This is a genomic window from Mycobacteriales bacterium, from assembly GCA_030697205.1.
Taxonomy (GTDB): Bacteria; Actinomycetota; Actinomycetes; order Mycobacteriales; family SCTD01; genus JAUYQP01.
Genome location: JAUYQP010000017.1, coordinates 1 through 14,355, shown reverse-complemented (window position 1 = coordinate 14,355; position 14,355 = coordinate 1). Strand labels below are relative to the sequence as shown.

General features: G+C 73.4%; 18 protein-coding genes and 1 pseudogene. 16 read left to right on the top strand and 3 right to left on the bottom strand.

The window, feature by feature from the left end; genetic code table 11:
* Nucleotides 1-12 precede the first annotated feature (12 nt).
* Genes Q8R60_06365 through Q8R60_06340 form a run of 6 tightly spaced genes read left to right on the top strand, consistent with a single transcriptional unit; the run spans nucleotide 13 to nucleotide 4,905 of the window.
* A complete protein-coding gene (locus Q8R60_06365; GenBank protein ID MDP3712093.1) occupies nucleotides 13-585 on the top strand; it encodes a LytR C-terminal domain-containing protein in 573 nt (190 codons plus the stop codon).
* Nucleotides 582-1,223, top strand: a complete 642-nt coding sequence (locus Q8R60_06360; protein ID MDP3712092.1) for an HAD family phosphatase — start codon at nucleotides 582-584, stop codon at nucleotides 1,221-1,223. The genes Q8R60_06365 and Q8R60_06360 overlap by 4 nt, the downstream gene beginning before the upstream one ends.
* A 49-nt stretch (nucleotides 1,224-1,272) precedes the next feature.
* Nucleotides 1,273-2,664 (top strand): wax ester/triacylglycerol synthase family O-acyltransferase, encoded by a 1,392-nt coding sequence (locus tag Q8R60_06355; GenBank protein MDP3712091.1) that lies wholly within the window; start codon nucleotides 1,273-1,275, stop codon nucleotides 2,662-2,664.
* The gene (locus tag Q8R60_06350; GenBank protein ID MDP3712090.1) at nucleotides 2,661-3,620 is read left to right on the top strand and encodes a patatin-like phospholipase family protein; all 960 of its coding nucleotides are present in this window, start codon (nucleotides 2,661-2,663) and stop codon (nucleotides 3,618-3,620) included. The genes Q8R60_06355 and Q8R60_06350 overlap by 4 nt, the downstream gene beginning before the upstream one ends.
* Before the next feature lie 26 nt (nucleotides 3,621-3,646).
* Nucleotides 3,647-4,144: a hypothetical protein gene (locus Q8R60_06345; protein ID MDP3712089.1), complete on the top strand. Its 498-nt coding sequence runs from the start codon at nucleotides 3,647-3,649 to the stop codon at nucleotides 4,142-4,144.
* Nucleotides 4,141-4,905, top strand: a complete 765-nt coding sequence (locus tag Q8R60_06340; GenBank protein MDP3712088.1) for a hypothetical protein — start codon at nucleotides 4,141-4,143, stop codon at nucleotides 4,903-4,905. Before Q8R60_06345 ends, Q8R60_06340 begins: the two co-directional genes overlap by 4 nt.
* A gap of 9 nt (nucleotides 4,906-4,914) precedes the next feature.
* Here Q8R60_06340 and Q8R60_06335 read toward each other — a convergent pair whose 3' ends face one another.
* Nucleotides 4,915-5,346 (bottom strand): hypothetical protein, encoded by a 432-nt coding sequence (locus Q8R60_06335; GenBank protein MDP3712087.1) that lies wholly within the window; start codon nucleotides 5,344-5,346, stop codon nucleotides 4,915-4,917.
* Between the two features lie 50 nt (nucleotides 5,347-5,396).
* Here Q8R60_06335 and Q8R60_06330 point away from each other — a divergent pair, with 50 nt between their 5' ends.
* From Q8R60_06330 to Q8R60_06310, 5 genes are read left to right on the top strand one after another with little or no spacing between them, the layout of a single operon-like run.
* On the top strand, nucleotides 5,397-5,993 hold the full coding sequence (locus tag Q8R60_06330; GenBank protein MDP3712086.1) for a TetR/AcrR family transcriptional regulator: 597 nt from the start codon (nucleotides 5,397-5,399) through the stop codon (nucleotides 5,991-5,993).
* A 9-nt stretch (nucleotides 5,994-6,002) separates the two neighbouring features.
* Entirely contained in the window at nucleotides 6,003-7,085 is a 1,083-nt protein-coding gene (locus tag Q8R60_06325; protein ID MDP3712085.1) for a hypothetical protein, read from the top strand.
* Complete coding sequence (locus Q8R60_06320; GenBank protein ID MDP3712084.1) at nucleotides 7,082-7,975, top strand: ATP-binding cassette domain-containing protein; 894 nt, start codon at nucleotides 7,082-7,084, stop codon at nucleotides 7,973-7,975. The genes Q8R60_06325 and Q8R60_06320 overlap by 4 nt, the downstream gene beginning before the upstream one ends.
* Before the next feature lie 10 nt (nucleotides 7,976-7,985).
* Complete coding sequence (locus tag Q8R60_06315) at nucleotides 7,986-8,789, top strand: ABC transporter permease (protein ID MDP3712083.1); 804 nt, start codon at nucleotides 7,986-7,988, stop codon at nucleotides 8,787-8,789.
* A gap of 47 nt (nucleotides 8,790-8,836) precedes the next feature.
* Nucleotides 8,837-8,983: a hypothetical protein gene (locus tag Q8R60_06310; GenBank protein ID MDP3712082.1), complete on the top strand. Its 147-nt coding sequence runs from the start codon at nucleotides 8,837-8,839 to the stop codon at nucleotides 8,981-8,983.
* Here Q8R60_06310 and Q8R60_06305 read toward each other — a convergent pair.
* Complete coding sequence (locus Q8R60_06305) at nucleotides 8,964-9,758, bottom strand: lipase (protein MDP3712081.1); 795 nt, start codon at nucleotides 9,756-9,758, stop codon at nucleotides 8,964-8,966. The genes Q8R60_06310 and Q8R60_06305 overlap by 20 nt on opposite strands.
* 122 nt (nucleotides 9,759-9,880) lie before the next feature.
* Here Q8R60_06305 and pruA point away from each other — a divergent pair, with 122 nt between their 5' ends.
* Nucleotides 9,881-11,509 carry an L-glutamate gamma-semialdehyde dehydrogenase gene (gene pruA / locus Q8R60_06300; GenBank protein ID MDP3712080.1) on the top strand — a complete coding sequence of 543 codons (1,629 nt, stop codon included), beginning with the start codon at nucleotides 9,881-9,883 and terminating at the stop codon, nucleotides 11,507-11,509.
* Entirely contained in the window at nucleotides 11,506-11,820 is a 315-nt protein-coding gene (locus Q8R60_06295; protein ID MDP3712079.1) for a hypothetical protein, read from the top strand. Before pruA ends, Q8R60_06295 begins: the two co-directional genes overlap by 4 nt.
* 357 nt (nucleotides 11,821-12,177) lie before the next feature.
* Here the strand turns inward: Q8R60_06295 and heR are convergent, their stop codons facing one another.
* Nucleotides 12,178-12,924, bottom strand: a complete 747-nt coding sequence (gene heR / locus Q8R60_06290; protein ID MDP3712078.1) for a heliorhodopsin HeR — start codon at nucleotides 12,922-12,924, stop codon at nucleotides 12,178-12,180.
* A 462-nt stretch (nucleotides 12,925-13,386) separates the two neighbouring features.
* Here heR and Q8R60_06285 point away from each other — a divergent pair, with 462 nt between their 5' ends.
* The 3 genes and pseudogenes from Q8R60_06285 to Q8R60_06275 all read left to right on the top strand — a co-directional run bounded on the left by Q8R60_06285 (nucleotide 13,387) and on the right by Q8R60_06275 (nucleotide 14,355).
* A complete protein-coding gene (locus Q8R60_06285; GenBank protein MDP3712077.1) occupies nucleotides 13,387-13,770 on the top strand; it encodes a nuclear transport factor 2 family protein in 384 nt (127 codons plus the stop codon).
* A gap of 68 nt (nucleotides 13,771-13,838) precedes the next feature.
* Nucleotides 13,839-14,057, top strand: a complete 219-nt coding sequence (locus Q8R60_06280) for a hypothetical protein (GenBank protein MDP3712076.1) — start codon at nucleotides 13,839-13,841, stop codon at nucleotides 14,055-14,057.
* Nucleotides 14,047-14,355, top strand: a pseudogene (locus tag Q8R60_06275) (transposase). Before Q8R60_06280 ends, Q8R60_06275 begins: the two are co-directional and overlap by 11 nt.

The following is a 14,355-nucleotide window of genomic DNA, read 5'->3' as shown; positions in this document are numbered from 1 at the left end:
GGTCGACGACTGATGCCGGTCGTCCTGACCGTCGCGGCCGTGGCGGCGGTCGGCGGTGGCGCCTACGCGCTCCGCAAGGACGACGGCGCCGCCCCGCAGCGACTCGCGCAGCCCGGCCCGAGCGCGTGCCCGACGGCCGTCCCGACGACGCCCGCCCCGTCGGGCGCACCCGCGCCGACCCTGGTGCTGCCTGCCCCGGGCAAGGTCTCCTTCCGGCTACTCAACGGCACCGCCCGCGACGGGCTCGGCCGCACCCTCGGGGACGCGCTCGCCACGCGCGGCTTCCAGGTGAAGAGCACCGGCAACGCCCCCAAGTCGCTCAGCGGCCCGAGCAAGGTCTACTTCGGGCCCGGCGCCCGACCGGCGGCCCAGCTCGTCGCGATCCACGTCATCGGGGCCGAGCTGTCGCCGGTGCCCACCGCGCCGAAGGGCGCGGTCGACCTCGTCATCGGCTCCGGCTTCGCGCGGCTGCGCACGCCCGCCGAGGTGAAGACCTTCACCGCGCGGGTGCTCGCCGGCACCGCCCCGACGGCGGCCCCTGGCACCCCTGCCACATCCGCTCCGCGCCCCACCGGCTGCGCGTGACGCGGCTGCGCGCGCTCGTCGTCGACTTCGGCGGCGTCATGACCGACAGCCTCGAGGTCGCGATGGGCAGCTGGCTGACCGCCGAGGGCATCGACCCCGACAGCTACCGCGCGGCGATGCACCACTTCCTCGGCCCTGACGCCGACGTCGAGGACAACCCCGTCCACGCTCTCGAGAAGGGCGAGCTCGCGGTCCCTCACTTCGAGGAGCGGGTGGCGCCGTTCCTGCGCACCCCCGACGGCGGACCGGTCGAGGCGACGGACCTGCTGTCGCGGATGTTCCACGCGTTCGGCCGCGCCGAGGGGATGCACGACGTCGTACGTCGGGTGCGCTCTGCCGGGGCGCGCACGGCCCTGCTGTCGAACTCGTGGGGCCTCGACTACCCCCGCGAGGAGTGGCCGCAGCTCTACGACGTGACCGTCATCAGCGGTGAGGTCGGGCTGCGCAAGCCGGACCCGGAGATCTACCACCTGACCGCAGAGCGGCTCGGTGTCGACCCGGGCGAGTGCGTCATGGTGGACGACCTCGCGCCCAACGTGCGGGGTGCCGTCGCGGTCGGCATGGTCGGGGTGCTGCACCGCAGCGTCGCGGAGACCGTCGCCGAGATCGAGGTGCTGTTCGGCCTGCCGTCCCGCTGAGTCGTGCTGTGTGACGATGGTGTTGCACCTATCTGGAGGGGTCTGACCCGTGACTGACCGGCTCGCACCGCTCGATGTCTCCTTCCTCTACATGGAGGGTCCGACCACGGCCATGCACGTGGGCGGCGTCGCGGTGCTGGAGCCGCCGGCCGAGGGCTTCGACCACGCCCGGCTCGTCGAGCTCATCAGCCAGCGCATCGCGCTCGTCCCGCGCTACCGGCAGAAGGTGCGCTGGGTGCCGGCCCACCTCGCCAACCCGGTCTGGGTCGACGACGAGGACTTCGACGTCAGCTACCACGTACGCCGCAGCGCGCTCCCCAAGCCGGGCAGCCCGGCCCAGCTGCGCGACCTGGTGGGTCGGCTGCAGTCGCGCCAGCTCGACCGCAACCGGCCGCTGTGGGAGATCTACCTCGTCGAGGGCCTCGAGGGCGGCCGCGTCGCGATCGTCACCAAGACCCACCACGCGATGGTCGACGGCGTGTCCGCGGTCGACATCGGCACCGTCATCCTCGACAGCACCCCGACCCCGCGCGACGTGCCCGTCGAGCCGTGGTCCCCCCAGCCCGGCCCCGGCACGGTCGGCCTCGTCGCGGGGGCCGCGATCGACTTCCTCAAGCGGCCGACCGGCGCCATCGACACCGCCCGCACCGCTGTCGTCGACGCGAAGTCGACCGCCGGCCGGGTCGTCGAGGTCGCGGGCGGCGTGCTCGCGAGCGCCCGCACGCTGGCCCGCCAGGCCCCGCAGTCGCCGCTCAACGCGACCATCGGCGAGCAGCGCCGCTTCGGCATGGCCGCCACCGACCTCGACGACTACAAGCGGGTCCGCAAGGGCCACGGCGGCACCGTCAACGACGTCGTGCTCGCCACTGTCTCCGGTGCGCTGAGGTCGTGGCTGCTCACCCGTGGGGAGTCGGTGACGCCCGCGTCGACGATCCGCGCGATGGTGCCGGTGTCGATCCGCTCCGACGACCAGAAGGGCCAGCTGGGCAACCGCGTCTCGTCGTACTTCGTCGACCTGCCCGTCGGCGAGGGCAACCCAGTCATGCGGCTGCACCAGGTGGCGTTCGCGATGCGCGGCCACAAGGAGTCCGGGCAGGCCGTCGGTGCCGACTCGCTCGTGCAGCTGACCGGCTTCGCGCCGCCGACGATCCACTCGCTCGGTGCGCGGGCGGCGTCGCAGATGTCGCGACGCTCCTACAACCTGGTCGTCACCAACGTGCCGGGGCCGCAGTTCCCGCTCTACGCCGCCGGCGCGCGGATGCTCGAGATGTACCCCGTCGTGCCGCTCGCGAAGGGGCAGGCAGTGGCGATAGGACTCACGTCGTACGACGGCGGTGTCTACTTCGGCCTCAACGCCGACCGCGACGCCATGCCCGATGTCGACGTGCTGGCAGCGCTCATCGAGGAGTCGCTGCAGGAGCTGGTGGGGACGGTCACATGAGACGCGGTGTGGTGCTCGGTGCGGGCGGCGTGCTCGGCGCTGCCTGGACCATCGGTGCGCTGTCGGCGGTGGAGTCCGAGCTCGGCTTCGACCCGCGGTCGGCCGAGCTGCTGCTGGGCACGTCGGCGGGATCGGTGCTCGCGGCGTTCCTCGGCTGCGGCATCGGTGTCGAGACGCTGCGCAACCACCAGCAGGGCGTCGTCGGGCCGGACGACCCGCAGATCTCCTACGACCCCGACCGCGACTCCGGTGGCGCGCTGCCGCCGCTGCCGCGCCCCTTCATCGGCTCGCCGCGCGGCGTCGTGTCGAGCGCCCTGCGGCCGTGGCGGACCACGCCGATGATGGCGCTGTCGGCCGTGCTCCCGCAGGGCCGCGGCAGCCTCGCGCCGGTCGGTGAGCTCGTCGACGCCGTCGTGGCGCCGGGGGAGTGGGCGCCGCACCCGCAGACGTGGGTCGTCGCGATGGACTACGACTCCGGCCGGCGCACCGTCTTCGGTCGGACCGGTGCCCCGCAGGCCGGGCTGCGCGACGCGGTCATGGCGTCGTGCGCGATCCCGGGGTGGTACGCCCCCGTGAAGGTCGGCCGCCGACGCTACGTCGACGGCGGTGCCTGCTCCCCGACCTCGCTCGACCTCGTCGCGCGTCTCGGTCTCGACGAGGTCGTCGTGCTGTCGCCGATGACCTCGCTCGACTACGACAACCCCACCGCGGTCGCGTCGAAGGTCGAGCGGCGCTTCCGCCGGCTCGTCACCAAGCGGCTCGTCGGCGAGGTGAAGAAGGTCGCCGCGACCGGCACGAAGGTGACCCTGCTCGGACCCGGTGCGGAGGACCTCGCGGTCATCGGCGCCAACATGATGGACCCGCGTCAGCGCGAGCAGGTCCTCGAGACCTCGCTGCGCACCTCGCTGCACGCGCTGCGCTCCGGCCGCGCCGCGGGGCTCGCCGTCGCGGGCTGAGCGCCTGTCTCTGGCACGCTGTCGTCGTGCGCGTCTACCTCCCGTCCACCCTGCCCGCGCTGCGCCGGCTGCTCGACTCCGGTGAGCTCGGTGACCCGCCGCTGCCGGCCTATGCCGTCACGGGGGCGCTGCGTGAGTGGTACGCCGAGGGCGACGACGAGGAGCTCGAGTACGCCGCGCTGACGCTGGCCGCCGCCGCGTCCGTCCGGCTGCTCGACGCCGACCCCGACGCGGTGCGCCGCCGGGTCGTCGTCGCGGCGGACGTCGACGACAGCGCCGTCGAGATGGTGCCGAAGGTCGACCGGGCAGCGGTCCGGGTCACCGTGGCCGTGCCGGTCCGGCTCCTGCAGGCGGTCCACGTCGACGACCCGTCCGCGATCCCCGACGTGACGGTCGCCGCCGACTCCGTCGTGGAGGCCGACCTCGGCAGCGAGGACGCCGCCTTCCGGGTCGAGCAGGCCGAGGGCCACGAGCTGCAGTGGTACGCGACCCAGGAGATCGGGCCCCTGCTCGAGCTGTCGTGACCGACCTCCCGCTCGAGGTCGCGGACGACGACGCCCGCGCGCTGCAGTACGGCGGGCTCGACGCGTCGCTGCGGCCGCTCGTGGCGGAGGTCGGCGGTCTCGTCGCGCGCGGCGTCGCGGAATGGCCCGACTCGATGCTCGGCTCTCTCACCGGCTTCGGCGTACGCCCTGTCTCTGCCCGTGGTCTCGACACCGCGCTGGGGCTGCTCGCCCGGGTCGGGATCACCGCGCCGATCGTGACGGTCGTCGAGGGGTGCGAGGTGACCGGGCTGCTGTCCGAGCGGGGCTTCGCCCCCGCGACGTCGCTGGTGCGGCTGGTGCGCGACCTCGCCGACGTCGGCGCGCCCGCGGAGTCGGCGTTCCGGGTCGAGGAGGTGGGGCCTTCCTCGTCCGCCGCGGTGGTCGCCGTCTGCCGTGGCGGATTCGGCCCGTCGATGGACCCCGCGTGGTGGCGCGCCGGCCTCGGTCGGCCCGGCTGGACCCAGGTCCTGGCGTACGACGGGGACACCCCCGTGGCCACCGGTGCCCTCGCCGTGAGCAAGGGCGTGGGCTGGCTCGGTGGGACGACGACCGTGCCCGGGGCGCGTGGCCGCGGGGCGCACCGCGCGCTGCTCGAGCTGCGGCTCGCGCTGGCCGCGCAGGCCGGGGCGTCGCGGATCGGTGTGCTGGCTGCCGACGGCGGCGCGTCGATGCGCAACCTGGTGCGGGCCGGCTTCACGGTCTCGCACGGCGTCCAGCAGTGGCGTCGCCCCGTCGTCTGAGGCTCTGTGTCAGGCGGTGGCGGCGAGGCGGCGGTGCCGGGTGAGCCAGCGGGCCGGGCAGGCGGCGCGGCGGGTCGCGGCGGGGCGTGAGGCGGGGACCGGCAGCAGCGCGGCTCGCTCGGCGGGCAGGACGCGACCGGCGGCGTCCTCGAGGGCGACAACGGCGTCGAGCTCAGCGAGCAGGTCGACGGCGGCCCGGCCGGGGTCGACGGCGCCCTGGGCGTGCAGGTCCTCGGCCACGACCGACAGGAAGACCCGCCCCGGGTCCGGCCGCACCGTCGTCGCGCGGGACGTGTCGAGGTAGGCCGTGACCACCGCTCCGATCCGGTCCGCCCCCGGGTCGAGTTGCTCGAGCGGGCCGTCCAGCGCGACCGCGAGGCGCTGGTGCCAGCGTGACACGAGGACGCCGTCGGGCAGGTCGCTGTCTCGTCGTACCGTCATGTCATCCCCTAGGTCTGTTACATACCGTCGGTATGCACCATACTGCTGACATGCCTGCCGTCAAGAGCCGTCGCGAGGAGAACGTCGACGCCACCCGGGACGCGCTGCTCGCCAGCGCACTGGAGCTGTTCGCCGGGAAGGGCTTCGCCGCGACCTCGCTCGACGACGTCGCGACCGCGGCGCGGGTCACCAAGGGCGCGCTCTACCACCACTTCCCGGGCGGGAAGGCCACGCTGTTCGAGGCCGTCTTCGAGGCCGTCGACGCCGACCTGGGCGAGCGCATCGCGCGAGCCATCCCGACGGGCGCCACGGCGTGGGAGGTCGTGCACCGCGGGCTCGACGCCTACCTCGAGACCTGCACCGACCCGGTCGTGCGCCGGATCGTGTTCCAGGAGGGGCCTGCCGTGCTCGGCACGGCGCGCTGGCGCGAGGGCTGCCACTCCCGCGACCTGCTGCGCGCCTCCCTCGAGGGTCTGGTGGCCAGCGGCGACCTGCGTCCGCAGCCGATGGCGCTGCTCACGCAGGTCCTGTGGTCGGCGCTGGGCGAGGCGGGCATCGCCGTCGCGGAGGCCGAGGACCCGGCTGCGGCGCAGGCCGAGGTGCGGGCCCTCGTGCTCGACCTGCTGAGGGGCCTGTCCACGACGTAGCGTCAGGGGATGGGACGACCCTCCTGGCGCTGGGGCGCGTGGCTCGCCCTCGTCGGGCTGCTCTGCGCGCTGCCCGCGCTGGCCGGCTCGCGCCCGGCGGGGTCGTCCGACGTCACCGCCCCGGTGCTGCTCGACCGGGTCAGGGCGTCCGCCGTCGTGGGCTTCACGGCCTACGCCGAGAGCACCTCCTCCCTCCCGCTCCCCGACGTGGACCAGCTCGGCGACCTCCCAGCCCTTCTCGGGGGTACGACGAGGACGCGCGCGTGGTGGCGCGGTCCGGACGCGTTCCGCGTCGACGCGCTGACCCTCGTCGGCGAGGTCGGGACGATCCGCGAGGCCACCGGCACCTGGACCTGGATCAGCGCCGACCGGCTGGCGGGCAGGGTCGAGGGCGACGACGACGTGCGGTTGCCCCGGCCGTCGGACCTGTTCGCGCCGGTGCTCGGGCGGCAGCTCGCCGGAGCGCCCGGTCTCGTGCCGTCGCGGCTGCCGGTCCGGCGGGTGGCGGGTCGCGCGGCTCCCGGGCTGAGGCTCACCCCGGCGCTCCCGGCGGCGACCACCGTGCGCCACATCGACCTGTGGGTGGAGGAGCAGACCGGCCTGCCGCTGCGGGTCGAGGTCGTGGCGGCCGGGCGCGAGGCGCCGTCGCTGTCGGCCGAGGTGCTGGACCTGACCCTGGGCGCGCCGGCGGAGGAGCGCGTGCGGTTCGTGCCGCCCGACGACGCGACCGTCGTGGCTGCCGCGGAGCTCGACCTCGCCCGCGAGGCGGACCGCTTCGCGCCGTACCAGCTCCCGGCACGACTGGCCGGGCTCGCGCGTTCCGACGACGTGACCGCACTGCGAGGCGTCGGCGGCGTCACCACCTACGGCGAGGGCCTCGGCGCCTTCGCGGTGCTGCCGGTCGTGGGGCGCAGCCGACGGCTGATGCGGGCGACCTCGACGACCGACCCGGACCGCGGCACCGTCGTCACGCCGCTGGTCAACGTCGCCCTCGCCCGCATCGACGGGCAGGTGTTCGTCGCGAGCGGCACCGTCCCGCTGCCCCTGCTGGAGCGGGCCCTGGACGACCTGGCCCGCAGGCTGCGCGGGTGATCAGGACGCGCGGGCTCGTCAAGCGCTACGGCGCGGTGACGGCGGTCGACGGCGTCGACCTCGATGTCCGCGAGGGCGACCGCTACGGCTTCCTCGGCCCCAACGGCTCGGGCAAGACGACGACGGTCCGGATGCTGCTCGGGCTCGTCCTGCCCACCAGCGGATCGGTCGAGGTCCTCGGGACGACGAAGGTCCGCGACGCCCTGCCGCAGGTCGGCGCGCTCGTCGAGTCACCCGCCGCCTACGGCCACCTGTCGGGCCGCCGCAACCTGCTGCTGCTCGACGCGAGCGGCCCCGGCGGAGCGCGTCGCACCAGGCGCGCTCGCGTCGACGACGTGCTCGACCAGGTCGGCCTCGGTGGCGTCGACGACCGGCCGACCAAGAGCTACTCGCTCGGGATGCGGCAGCGGCTCGGCCTCGCCGCCGCGCTGCTGCGCGCACCGAAGCTGCTCGTCCTGGACGAGCCCACCAACGGCCTCGACCCACAGGGCATCCGCGAGGTGCGCGAGCTGCTGCTCGAGCTCAACCGCCAGGGCACGACGGTGTTCCTGTCCTCCCACCTGCTCGCCGAGGTCGAGTCGCTGTGCGACCGGGTCGGGGTCATGGACCGCGGCCGGCTGCTGCTGCAGTCCGACCTCGCCGAGCTGCAGGCCGCGACCGGGCTGGTCGTCGTCGACACGGCCGCGGCCGACAAGGCGGTCGCGCTGCTCGACGGCAGGGTCGTACGACGAGACGCCACCCGGCTGTGGGTCAGGGCCGACGACGCGGCGGAGCTCAACGCCCACCTCGTCGGGGCGGGCGTGCCCGTGTCGTCGCTCGCTCCCGAGCGGCGGACCCTCGAGGACACCGTGCTGGCGCTGACCGAGCACGGCTCGGACCGGGTCGCATGAGGGTGGCCCCGTGATCGTTGTCGAGCTGCGCAAGCTGCTGCGCCGCCCGCGCACCTGGGTGTCGATCGGGCTGCTCGCGCTGCTGCCGACCATCGTCGCGATCTTCCTGTCGACGTCCGGTGTCGCGCCGCGCCCCGGCACTGGCCCGGCCTTCCTGTCGGCGGTGCTCGACAACGGCGCGCTCTTCCCGGCTGCTGCGCTCGCGATCGTGCTGCCGCTCTTCCTGCCCGTCGCGGTGGCCGTCGTCGCCGGCGACGCGGTCGCGGGAGAGGCGCAGGCGGGCACCTTGCGCTACCTGCTGGTGCGCCCGGTCTCGCGGACCCGGCTGCTCGTCGCGAAGCTCGTCTCCGTCGTCGCCTTCACGATGCTCGCGGTCGTCGTCGTGTCGGTGGTCGCCTACGTGGTGGGCACCAACCTGTTCGGTTCCTCTCCGCTGCCGTCGACCTCGGGCACGACCCTCACGACGACCGAGGCGACGATCCGCACCTGCCTCGCGGTCGCCTACGTCGGCTGGTCGATGCTCGGCGTCGCGGCGATCGCGCTGTTCCTGTCGACGGTCGTCGACTCACCTCTCGCGGCCTCCCTCGGGGCGGTCGCGGTGCTCGTCACCTCCGGCGTGCTCGTCGGCCTCGACGCCGCCTCCTCCGTCCAGCCCTACCTCCCGACCCGCTACTGGCTGGCCTTCGTCGACCTCTTCCGCGATCCTGTGCTCACCCGCGACCTCGTGCGCGGCACCGCCCTGCAGGCCGTCTACGTCGGCGTCTTCCTCACCGGCGCGTGGGCCAACCTCATGACCAAGGACGTCACCAGCTGACCAGCCCCGTCGTCGTCGTCGACCGCAGCCGCCGACCGTGGCTGCGGATGCTCGGCTGCCTCGGACTCTTCGGGCTGGTGCGCCTGGGGCGGGTCGTCTGCCTGCAGGCGCAGCGCAGCCCAGTCGCGGTGCGCGTCGTGCGTGCTCTCGGGAAGGCGCTCGGGCTGCCCCGCGTCAGCGACCGAGAGCGGTGAGCGCGCCGCAGTCCTCGGGCGCGGTCAGCGGCCCGGCGGACAGCGCGGTCAGCACGATCCCGCCGACCAGCGGCGCCCGCGGCAGGTCGCTGTGGGTGATCTGCACCCCGCCGCAGACGTCCTGCAGCACGACGTTGACCGCGCCGTCGAGCTCCGCGGAGTCCGGCGGAGTCACGGTCTTGTCCTGGTCGGTCCACAGCGACAGCCAGACTGGCCCGTCGGGCGTCTCGTCACCGTCGTTGAGCGCGTCGAGGAAGTCACCGTCGGGCACCAGCTGCTGGCACGCCAGCGGGCACGCGCCGGGGGCGAAGGCAGCGCCGACCCCCGCGAGCTTCGAGCCGTGGTGCGGCGAGCCCAGGGTCACGACCCGGCGTACGACGGAAGCCCCGCCCAGCTCCTTCACGGCGTAGCGGGCGATCACCCCGCCGGCGCTGTAGCCCACCAGGTCGACCGAGGGAGCGCCCCCCGCGACCGCGGCCTGCGCCGCCGCCACGACCACCGCCGCCGACGCGGCGAGGTCACCCGTCCCGTCCCCGGGCACGGTCAGCACCGTGGCGGTGCGCCCGGCGGCCTGCAGCTTGCGGGCCAGCACCTCGAGCGCCCCCGTCGCCCCGCCGTAGCCGGGCACGAGCAGCACCGGCCCCGGCTGGTCCTGCGCGGCGCCGAGCACGGCGAGCGGGTCGGACCGGGTCACCCGGGCCAGCACGGCCAAGCCGACCACCACCGCGACAGCGAGGGCGAGGGCCTGGAGCAGGAGGCGTCGCGAAGGGCTCACCCCTCCATTCTCCGCGATCCACCCCCCGCTCTGCATGACGCACCCGTGACGCAGCGGTGGAGTGAGACACTGGGGGAGCGACAGCGTCGTCGCACCGGTCCCACCGCGAGGAGTCCCCCGTCATGCTCGACGCCACCACCGTGGTGCCCCTGCCCGTCAACGAGCCGGTCAAGGGCTACGCGCCCGGGTCGGCCGAGCGCGCCAGCCTCGAGGCGACGCTGAAGGAGCTCGGCTCCGCGGGACCGGTCGAGCTGACCATGACGGTCGACGGGGTCCAGCGCCACGGTGGCGGCGACGCCGGGCAGACCGTGCAGCCGCACCGCCACAGCGCGGTGCTCGGCACCTGGCACGAGGCGACCGCAGCCGACGTCCAGCAGGCGGTCGACGCCGCCCTTGCGGCCGCGCCCGCGTGGCGCTCCACGTCGTACGACGAGAGGGCCGCGGTCCTGCTGCGCGCCGCCGACCTGCTGGCCGGTCCGTGGCGCGACACCCTCAACGCCGCGACGATGCTCGGGCAGTCGAAGTCGGTGCTGCAGGCCGAGATCGACGCGGCCTGCGAGCTCATCGACTTCCTGCGCTTCAACGTCGCCTTCGGCAAGCAGGTCCTCGCCGAGCAGCCCGTCAGCGGTGCCGGCGTCTGGAACCGCATGGACCACCGGCCGCTCGAGGGCTTCGTGCTCGCCATCACGCCCTTCAACTTCACGGCCATCGCGGCCAACCTGCCGATCGCCCCGGCGCTCATGGGCAACACCGTCGTGTGGAAGCCGAGCCCGACCCAGCAGTACGCCGCGCACTTCACGATGCGCCTGCTCGAGGCCGCGGGCCTGCCGCCCGGCGTCATCAACATGGTCACCGGCAACGGCGCGGCCGTCTCCGAGGTCGCGGTGCCGCACCCGCAGCTCGCGGGCATCCACTTCACCGGGTCGACCAAGACCTTCCAGGGGCTGTGGCAGGCGGTCGGGTCGCGGATCGGCTCCTACCGCACCTACCCGCGCCTCGTCGGTGAGACCGGCGGCAAGGACTTCGTGCTCGCGCACGCCTCCGCCGACCCGCTGGCCGTCGAGGTCGCCCTGGTCCGCGGTGCCTTCGAGTACCAGGGGCAGAAGTGCAGCGCGGCCTCGCGCGCCTACGTCCCGCGCTCGATGTGGGAGGGCGGGCTGCGCGACTCCGTCGCCGAGCGGGTCCGCTCGCTGTCCTACGGCGACGTCACCGACCTGTCGCACTTCGGGGGCGCCGTCATCGACCGGCGCGCCTGGGAGCGGCTGGCAGACGTCGTACGCCGTGCCTCCGGCGATCCCGCCCTGTCGGTGCTGGCCGGCGGCTCCGCCGACGACAGCGAGGGCTTCTTCGTCGACCCGACCGTCGTCGTCACCGAGGACCCGCTGCACGACGTGATGCGCACGGAGTACTTCGGTCCGGTGCTGGGCGTGCACGTCTACGACGACTGGGACGACACGCTGCGGCTCGTCGACTCCACCGCCGACTACGCCCTGACCGGCGCGGTGCTCGCCAACGACACCTACGCGATCACCCAGGCCAGCGAGGCGCTGCGCTTCGCGGCCGGCAACTTCTACGTCAACGACAAGCCGACCGGTGCCGTCGTCGGGCAGCAGCCCTTCGGCGGCGCGCGCCAGTCCGGCACCAACGACAAGGCCGGCAGCGTGCTCAACCTGCTGCGCTGGACGTCGCCGCGCACGATCAAACACACGCTGTCGCCCTTCCTCGACCACCGTTACCCGCACCAGTCATGACCGGCCCCGACGGGAACGGGCCGCTCGACCCCGCCCTCGACCCGGACCGCTTCGACCCGGACCGGCTCGTGCCGGACCCGGCGCCGACCCGCTCGGTGTCGCCCGACGTCGGGCCGCTCGACCCGCGCCACGACCCGGACCGCTTCTCCAACGCCGTCGATATCGAGGGCAAGGACCTCACCGAGCTGATCGGCAAGGCCCGGTCCTTCGAGGAGGAGCGCAGCCCGTGGACCTGGCTGCTCGGGCTCGCGATGGTGCTGGGCTTCCTCGCGATCGTCTCGCTGATCTTCGCCAACCTCAGCCCTCGCTGACTTCGGCTGCGCCTCGTCCACTCCTGGCGCCAGGCGAGCCGTGAAGATTGCCGTGAATGCGGGTTCGCGGCGACAAGCCGCTGACCAGCGCCTTTGTGCGCTCGCTTCCTAAGGCCACTACACAACGATCTTCACGACGGGAGCCGCACCCTGCTCCCGATCGCGCCGTCCTGCGCTCGGCCCTGACGGCGGGGAGGAGGTGGGCCCGAGCGCTGGCGCGTTGGGCGCTGCGTTGTCGAGGCCAGGTTCACTCCGCTTGCGTGGGCTGACGACATTCGCCCCCGACGGACCTCGCTGGCTGACGCCTCAGGTGCGCGACACCGCCGCCCTCTCGGGACGGGCCGCGTGGCAGGTGGATCAGGTGGCGAGGGTGCCGGCGAAGACCTGCCAGGCGAGCACCGACTTGGCCGTGAGGCTGAGCCAGACGTACACGCGCTCACCGAAGAGGTAGTCGCGCCACCGCCCCACTGCCCGGTACTGCAGCCACTGGTTGAGGGCGAAGACGTTGAAGAAGACGAAGAGCGAGAAGAAGACGGCGTAGACGAAGCCCGGGGCGCCTTCCGAGGACGCCTCGCCGACCGAGAACAGGTAGGTCCCGATGGCGATCCACGGCACGGCGCCGGCGAGGCAGCCGAAGCCGAACGGCAGCCAGCCACCTCCGGGCTGCTCGTAGCGCTCCTGCAGCCAGCCGAACAGGATCATCGACGCGTTGACACCCGCGAGCGCGATCAGTGCGGCCACGTCGGAGATACCGGACAGCTGGGCGATGACGACGACCATCAGCGACGAGGACAGGGAGTACTCCACCCATCTCGCGGGGTTGCGCTGCCGCTCCAGGTCGGCGGTGTAGCTCGACCACCACAGCGTGCTGACGACCGCGTGGGCGATCGCCGACAGCAGCAGGAAGGCGGCCACCGCGCCGCCGGTGGGCAGCTCGAAGAGCAGCTCGGGGACCTGCGACGGCGGTGCGCCGGGGGGTCCGTCGAGGTAGGAGGCGGTCACGGGCAGCGCGAAGCCGCTTGCCAGGGCGAGGATGGCGATCGCCTGCACGAGGTGCAGCGCTGCGGCGACGACGTTGAGCCGACGCAACGCGGGGATTGTCATGCCCGCGACGGTACTGCGGTGTCGGGTGCGACCCTCGTCAGGTGCCCGATCGCGCGCTGCGCCCCCGGGACCCGGCATCTCGGCAGTTCTGACACCCCAGGCCTCGCTCCGATCGGAGCAGGCCCGCACGTCCGCCTCAGGTGCGGAGGTCTCTGACGTCGGCCAGCGGGACGTGGCCCTCGGCGAGGGCGGCCAGTGCGGCGTCGACCGTGACGACCGCGTCGGCCTGCAGCCGGGTCACCGCGAGGAGACGCGATCGCCCAGCACCCGGATCTTCTGCTCCGTGACCCGCTCGTGCAGCGACATCGCCGCGCTCTCGGTCCGTGCACCGCGGCGGACGTCGTCGAGCAGCACCCCCCGAGTCGGGCGATCGGAGTGCTGCCTGCGCGCACACTGGGCGCCTCGACGGGCCGCGGCGGGCTGCCAGCGCACAGGAGTGCGGCCAAGTCCTACGCTGGGCGCATGATCGAACAGGCCGTCGAGCAGTGGCACCGCGTCGTGGCCGGCGAGATGGACGTCCTGGACGACTTGCTGGCCGATGACGTCGTTTTCTACTCGCCTGTGGTCTTCACGCCGCAGCGCGGCAAGGCGATCACGACTCTCTACCTGCAGGGTGCGGCGCAGGTCCTCGGCGGCGGCGAGTTCGGCTACACGAAGCAGGTGCTGGCCGGCCGCCACGCGGTGCTCGAGTTCGAGACCACGGTGGACGGAAAGCACGTGAACGGGGTCGACATCATCACGTGCGACGACGCCGGTCGCATCATCGAGTTCCGGGTCATGTTGCGCCCGCTGCAGGCGGTCAACGCGGTCCACCAGAAGATGGGCGAACTACTCGCCAAGCACTAGCGGTCGGGCCGCGGTCTCACAACCGCTCTGAGGAGCAGTCGCCCGAGTTTCTGTACGACACCCGGCTCGTGCTCGGCTTGCGTGGCAAGCCTGCGGGCCTGCTACGCAGGAAGAGCGGCCTCGATCCCGTATGGGTGGGGCAGGCACTGGAGCGCATGCTGCAGATCTCGGCCGCGCAGGTCCGTCAAGTCCTCGACAACGTCGCCGGGTTCGGCCCACTGCAGGTGCACCTCGACGATCCGGGCGTCGAGGAGATCTGGATCAACGACCGGCTGACTCCCGGCTGAGCTCAGCGATCACCTCGGCTACGACCAGGGCGACCCGGCCGGGCGGGGCTCGCCGAACAGCCGTAACGGCTCGACGCCGAAGACGCTGCAGAGCGAGGTCGGGCCGCTCGCCCTGGACGTCCCGCGCGACCGCAACAGCACCTTCGAGCCGCGGCTGGTGCCCAAGGGCACCCGGCGCCTCGGGGGCCTGGAGGAGCAGGCCATCAGCCTCTATGCGGGTGGGATGACGGTCCGCGACATCGCGTTCCACTTCGAGCGGACCCTCGGGACGCAGCTGAGCCACGACACGATCAGCAAC

Excerpts from the sequence above, each read along its gene's own strand:
- Q8R60_06365 (MDP3712093.1), top strand. The coding sequence starts at position 13 with ATGCCGGTCGTCCTGACCGTCGCGGCCGTGGCGGCGGTCGGCGGTGGC.
- Q8R60_06350 (MDP3712090.1), top strand. The coding sequence starts at position 2,661 with ATGAGACGCGGTGTGGTGCTCGGTGCGGGCGGCGTGCTCGGCGCTGCC.
- Q8R60_06335 (MDP3712087.1), bottom strand. The coding sequence starts at position 5,346 with ATGACGGTACGACGAGACAGCGACCTGCCCGACGGCGTCCTCGTGTCA.
- Q8R60_06330 (MDP3712086.1), top strand. The coding sequence starts at position 5,397 with ATGCCTGCCGTCAAGAGCCGTCGCGAGGAGAACGTCGACGCCACCCGG.
- Q8R60_06325 (MDP3712085.1), top strand. The coding sequence starts at position 6,003 with ATGGGACGACCCTCCTGGCGCTGGGGCGCGTGGCTCGCCCTCGTCGGG.
- Q8R60_06310 (MDP3712082.1), top strand. The coding sequence starts at position 8,837 with ATGCTCGGCTGCCTCGGACTCTTCGGGCTGGTGCGCCTGGGGCGGGTC.
- pruA (MDP3712080.1), top strand. The coding sequence starts at position 9,881 with ATGCTCGACGCCACCACCGTGGTGCCCCTGCCCGTCAACGAGCCGGTC.
- Q8R60_06295 (MDP3712079.1), top strand. The coding sequence starts at position 11,506 with ATGACCGGCCCCGACGGGAACGGGCCGCTCGACCCCGCCCTCGACCCG.
- heR (MDP3712078.1), bottom strand. The coding sequence starts at position 12,924 with ATGACAATCCCCGCGTTGCGTCGGCTCAACGTCGTCGCCGCAGCGCTG.
- Q8R60_06285 (MDP3712077.1), top strand. The coding sequence starts at position 13,387 with ATGATCGAACAGGCCGTCGAGCAGTGGCACCGCGTCGTGGCCGGCGAG.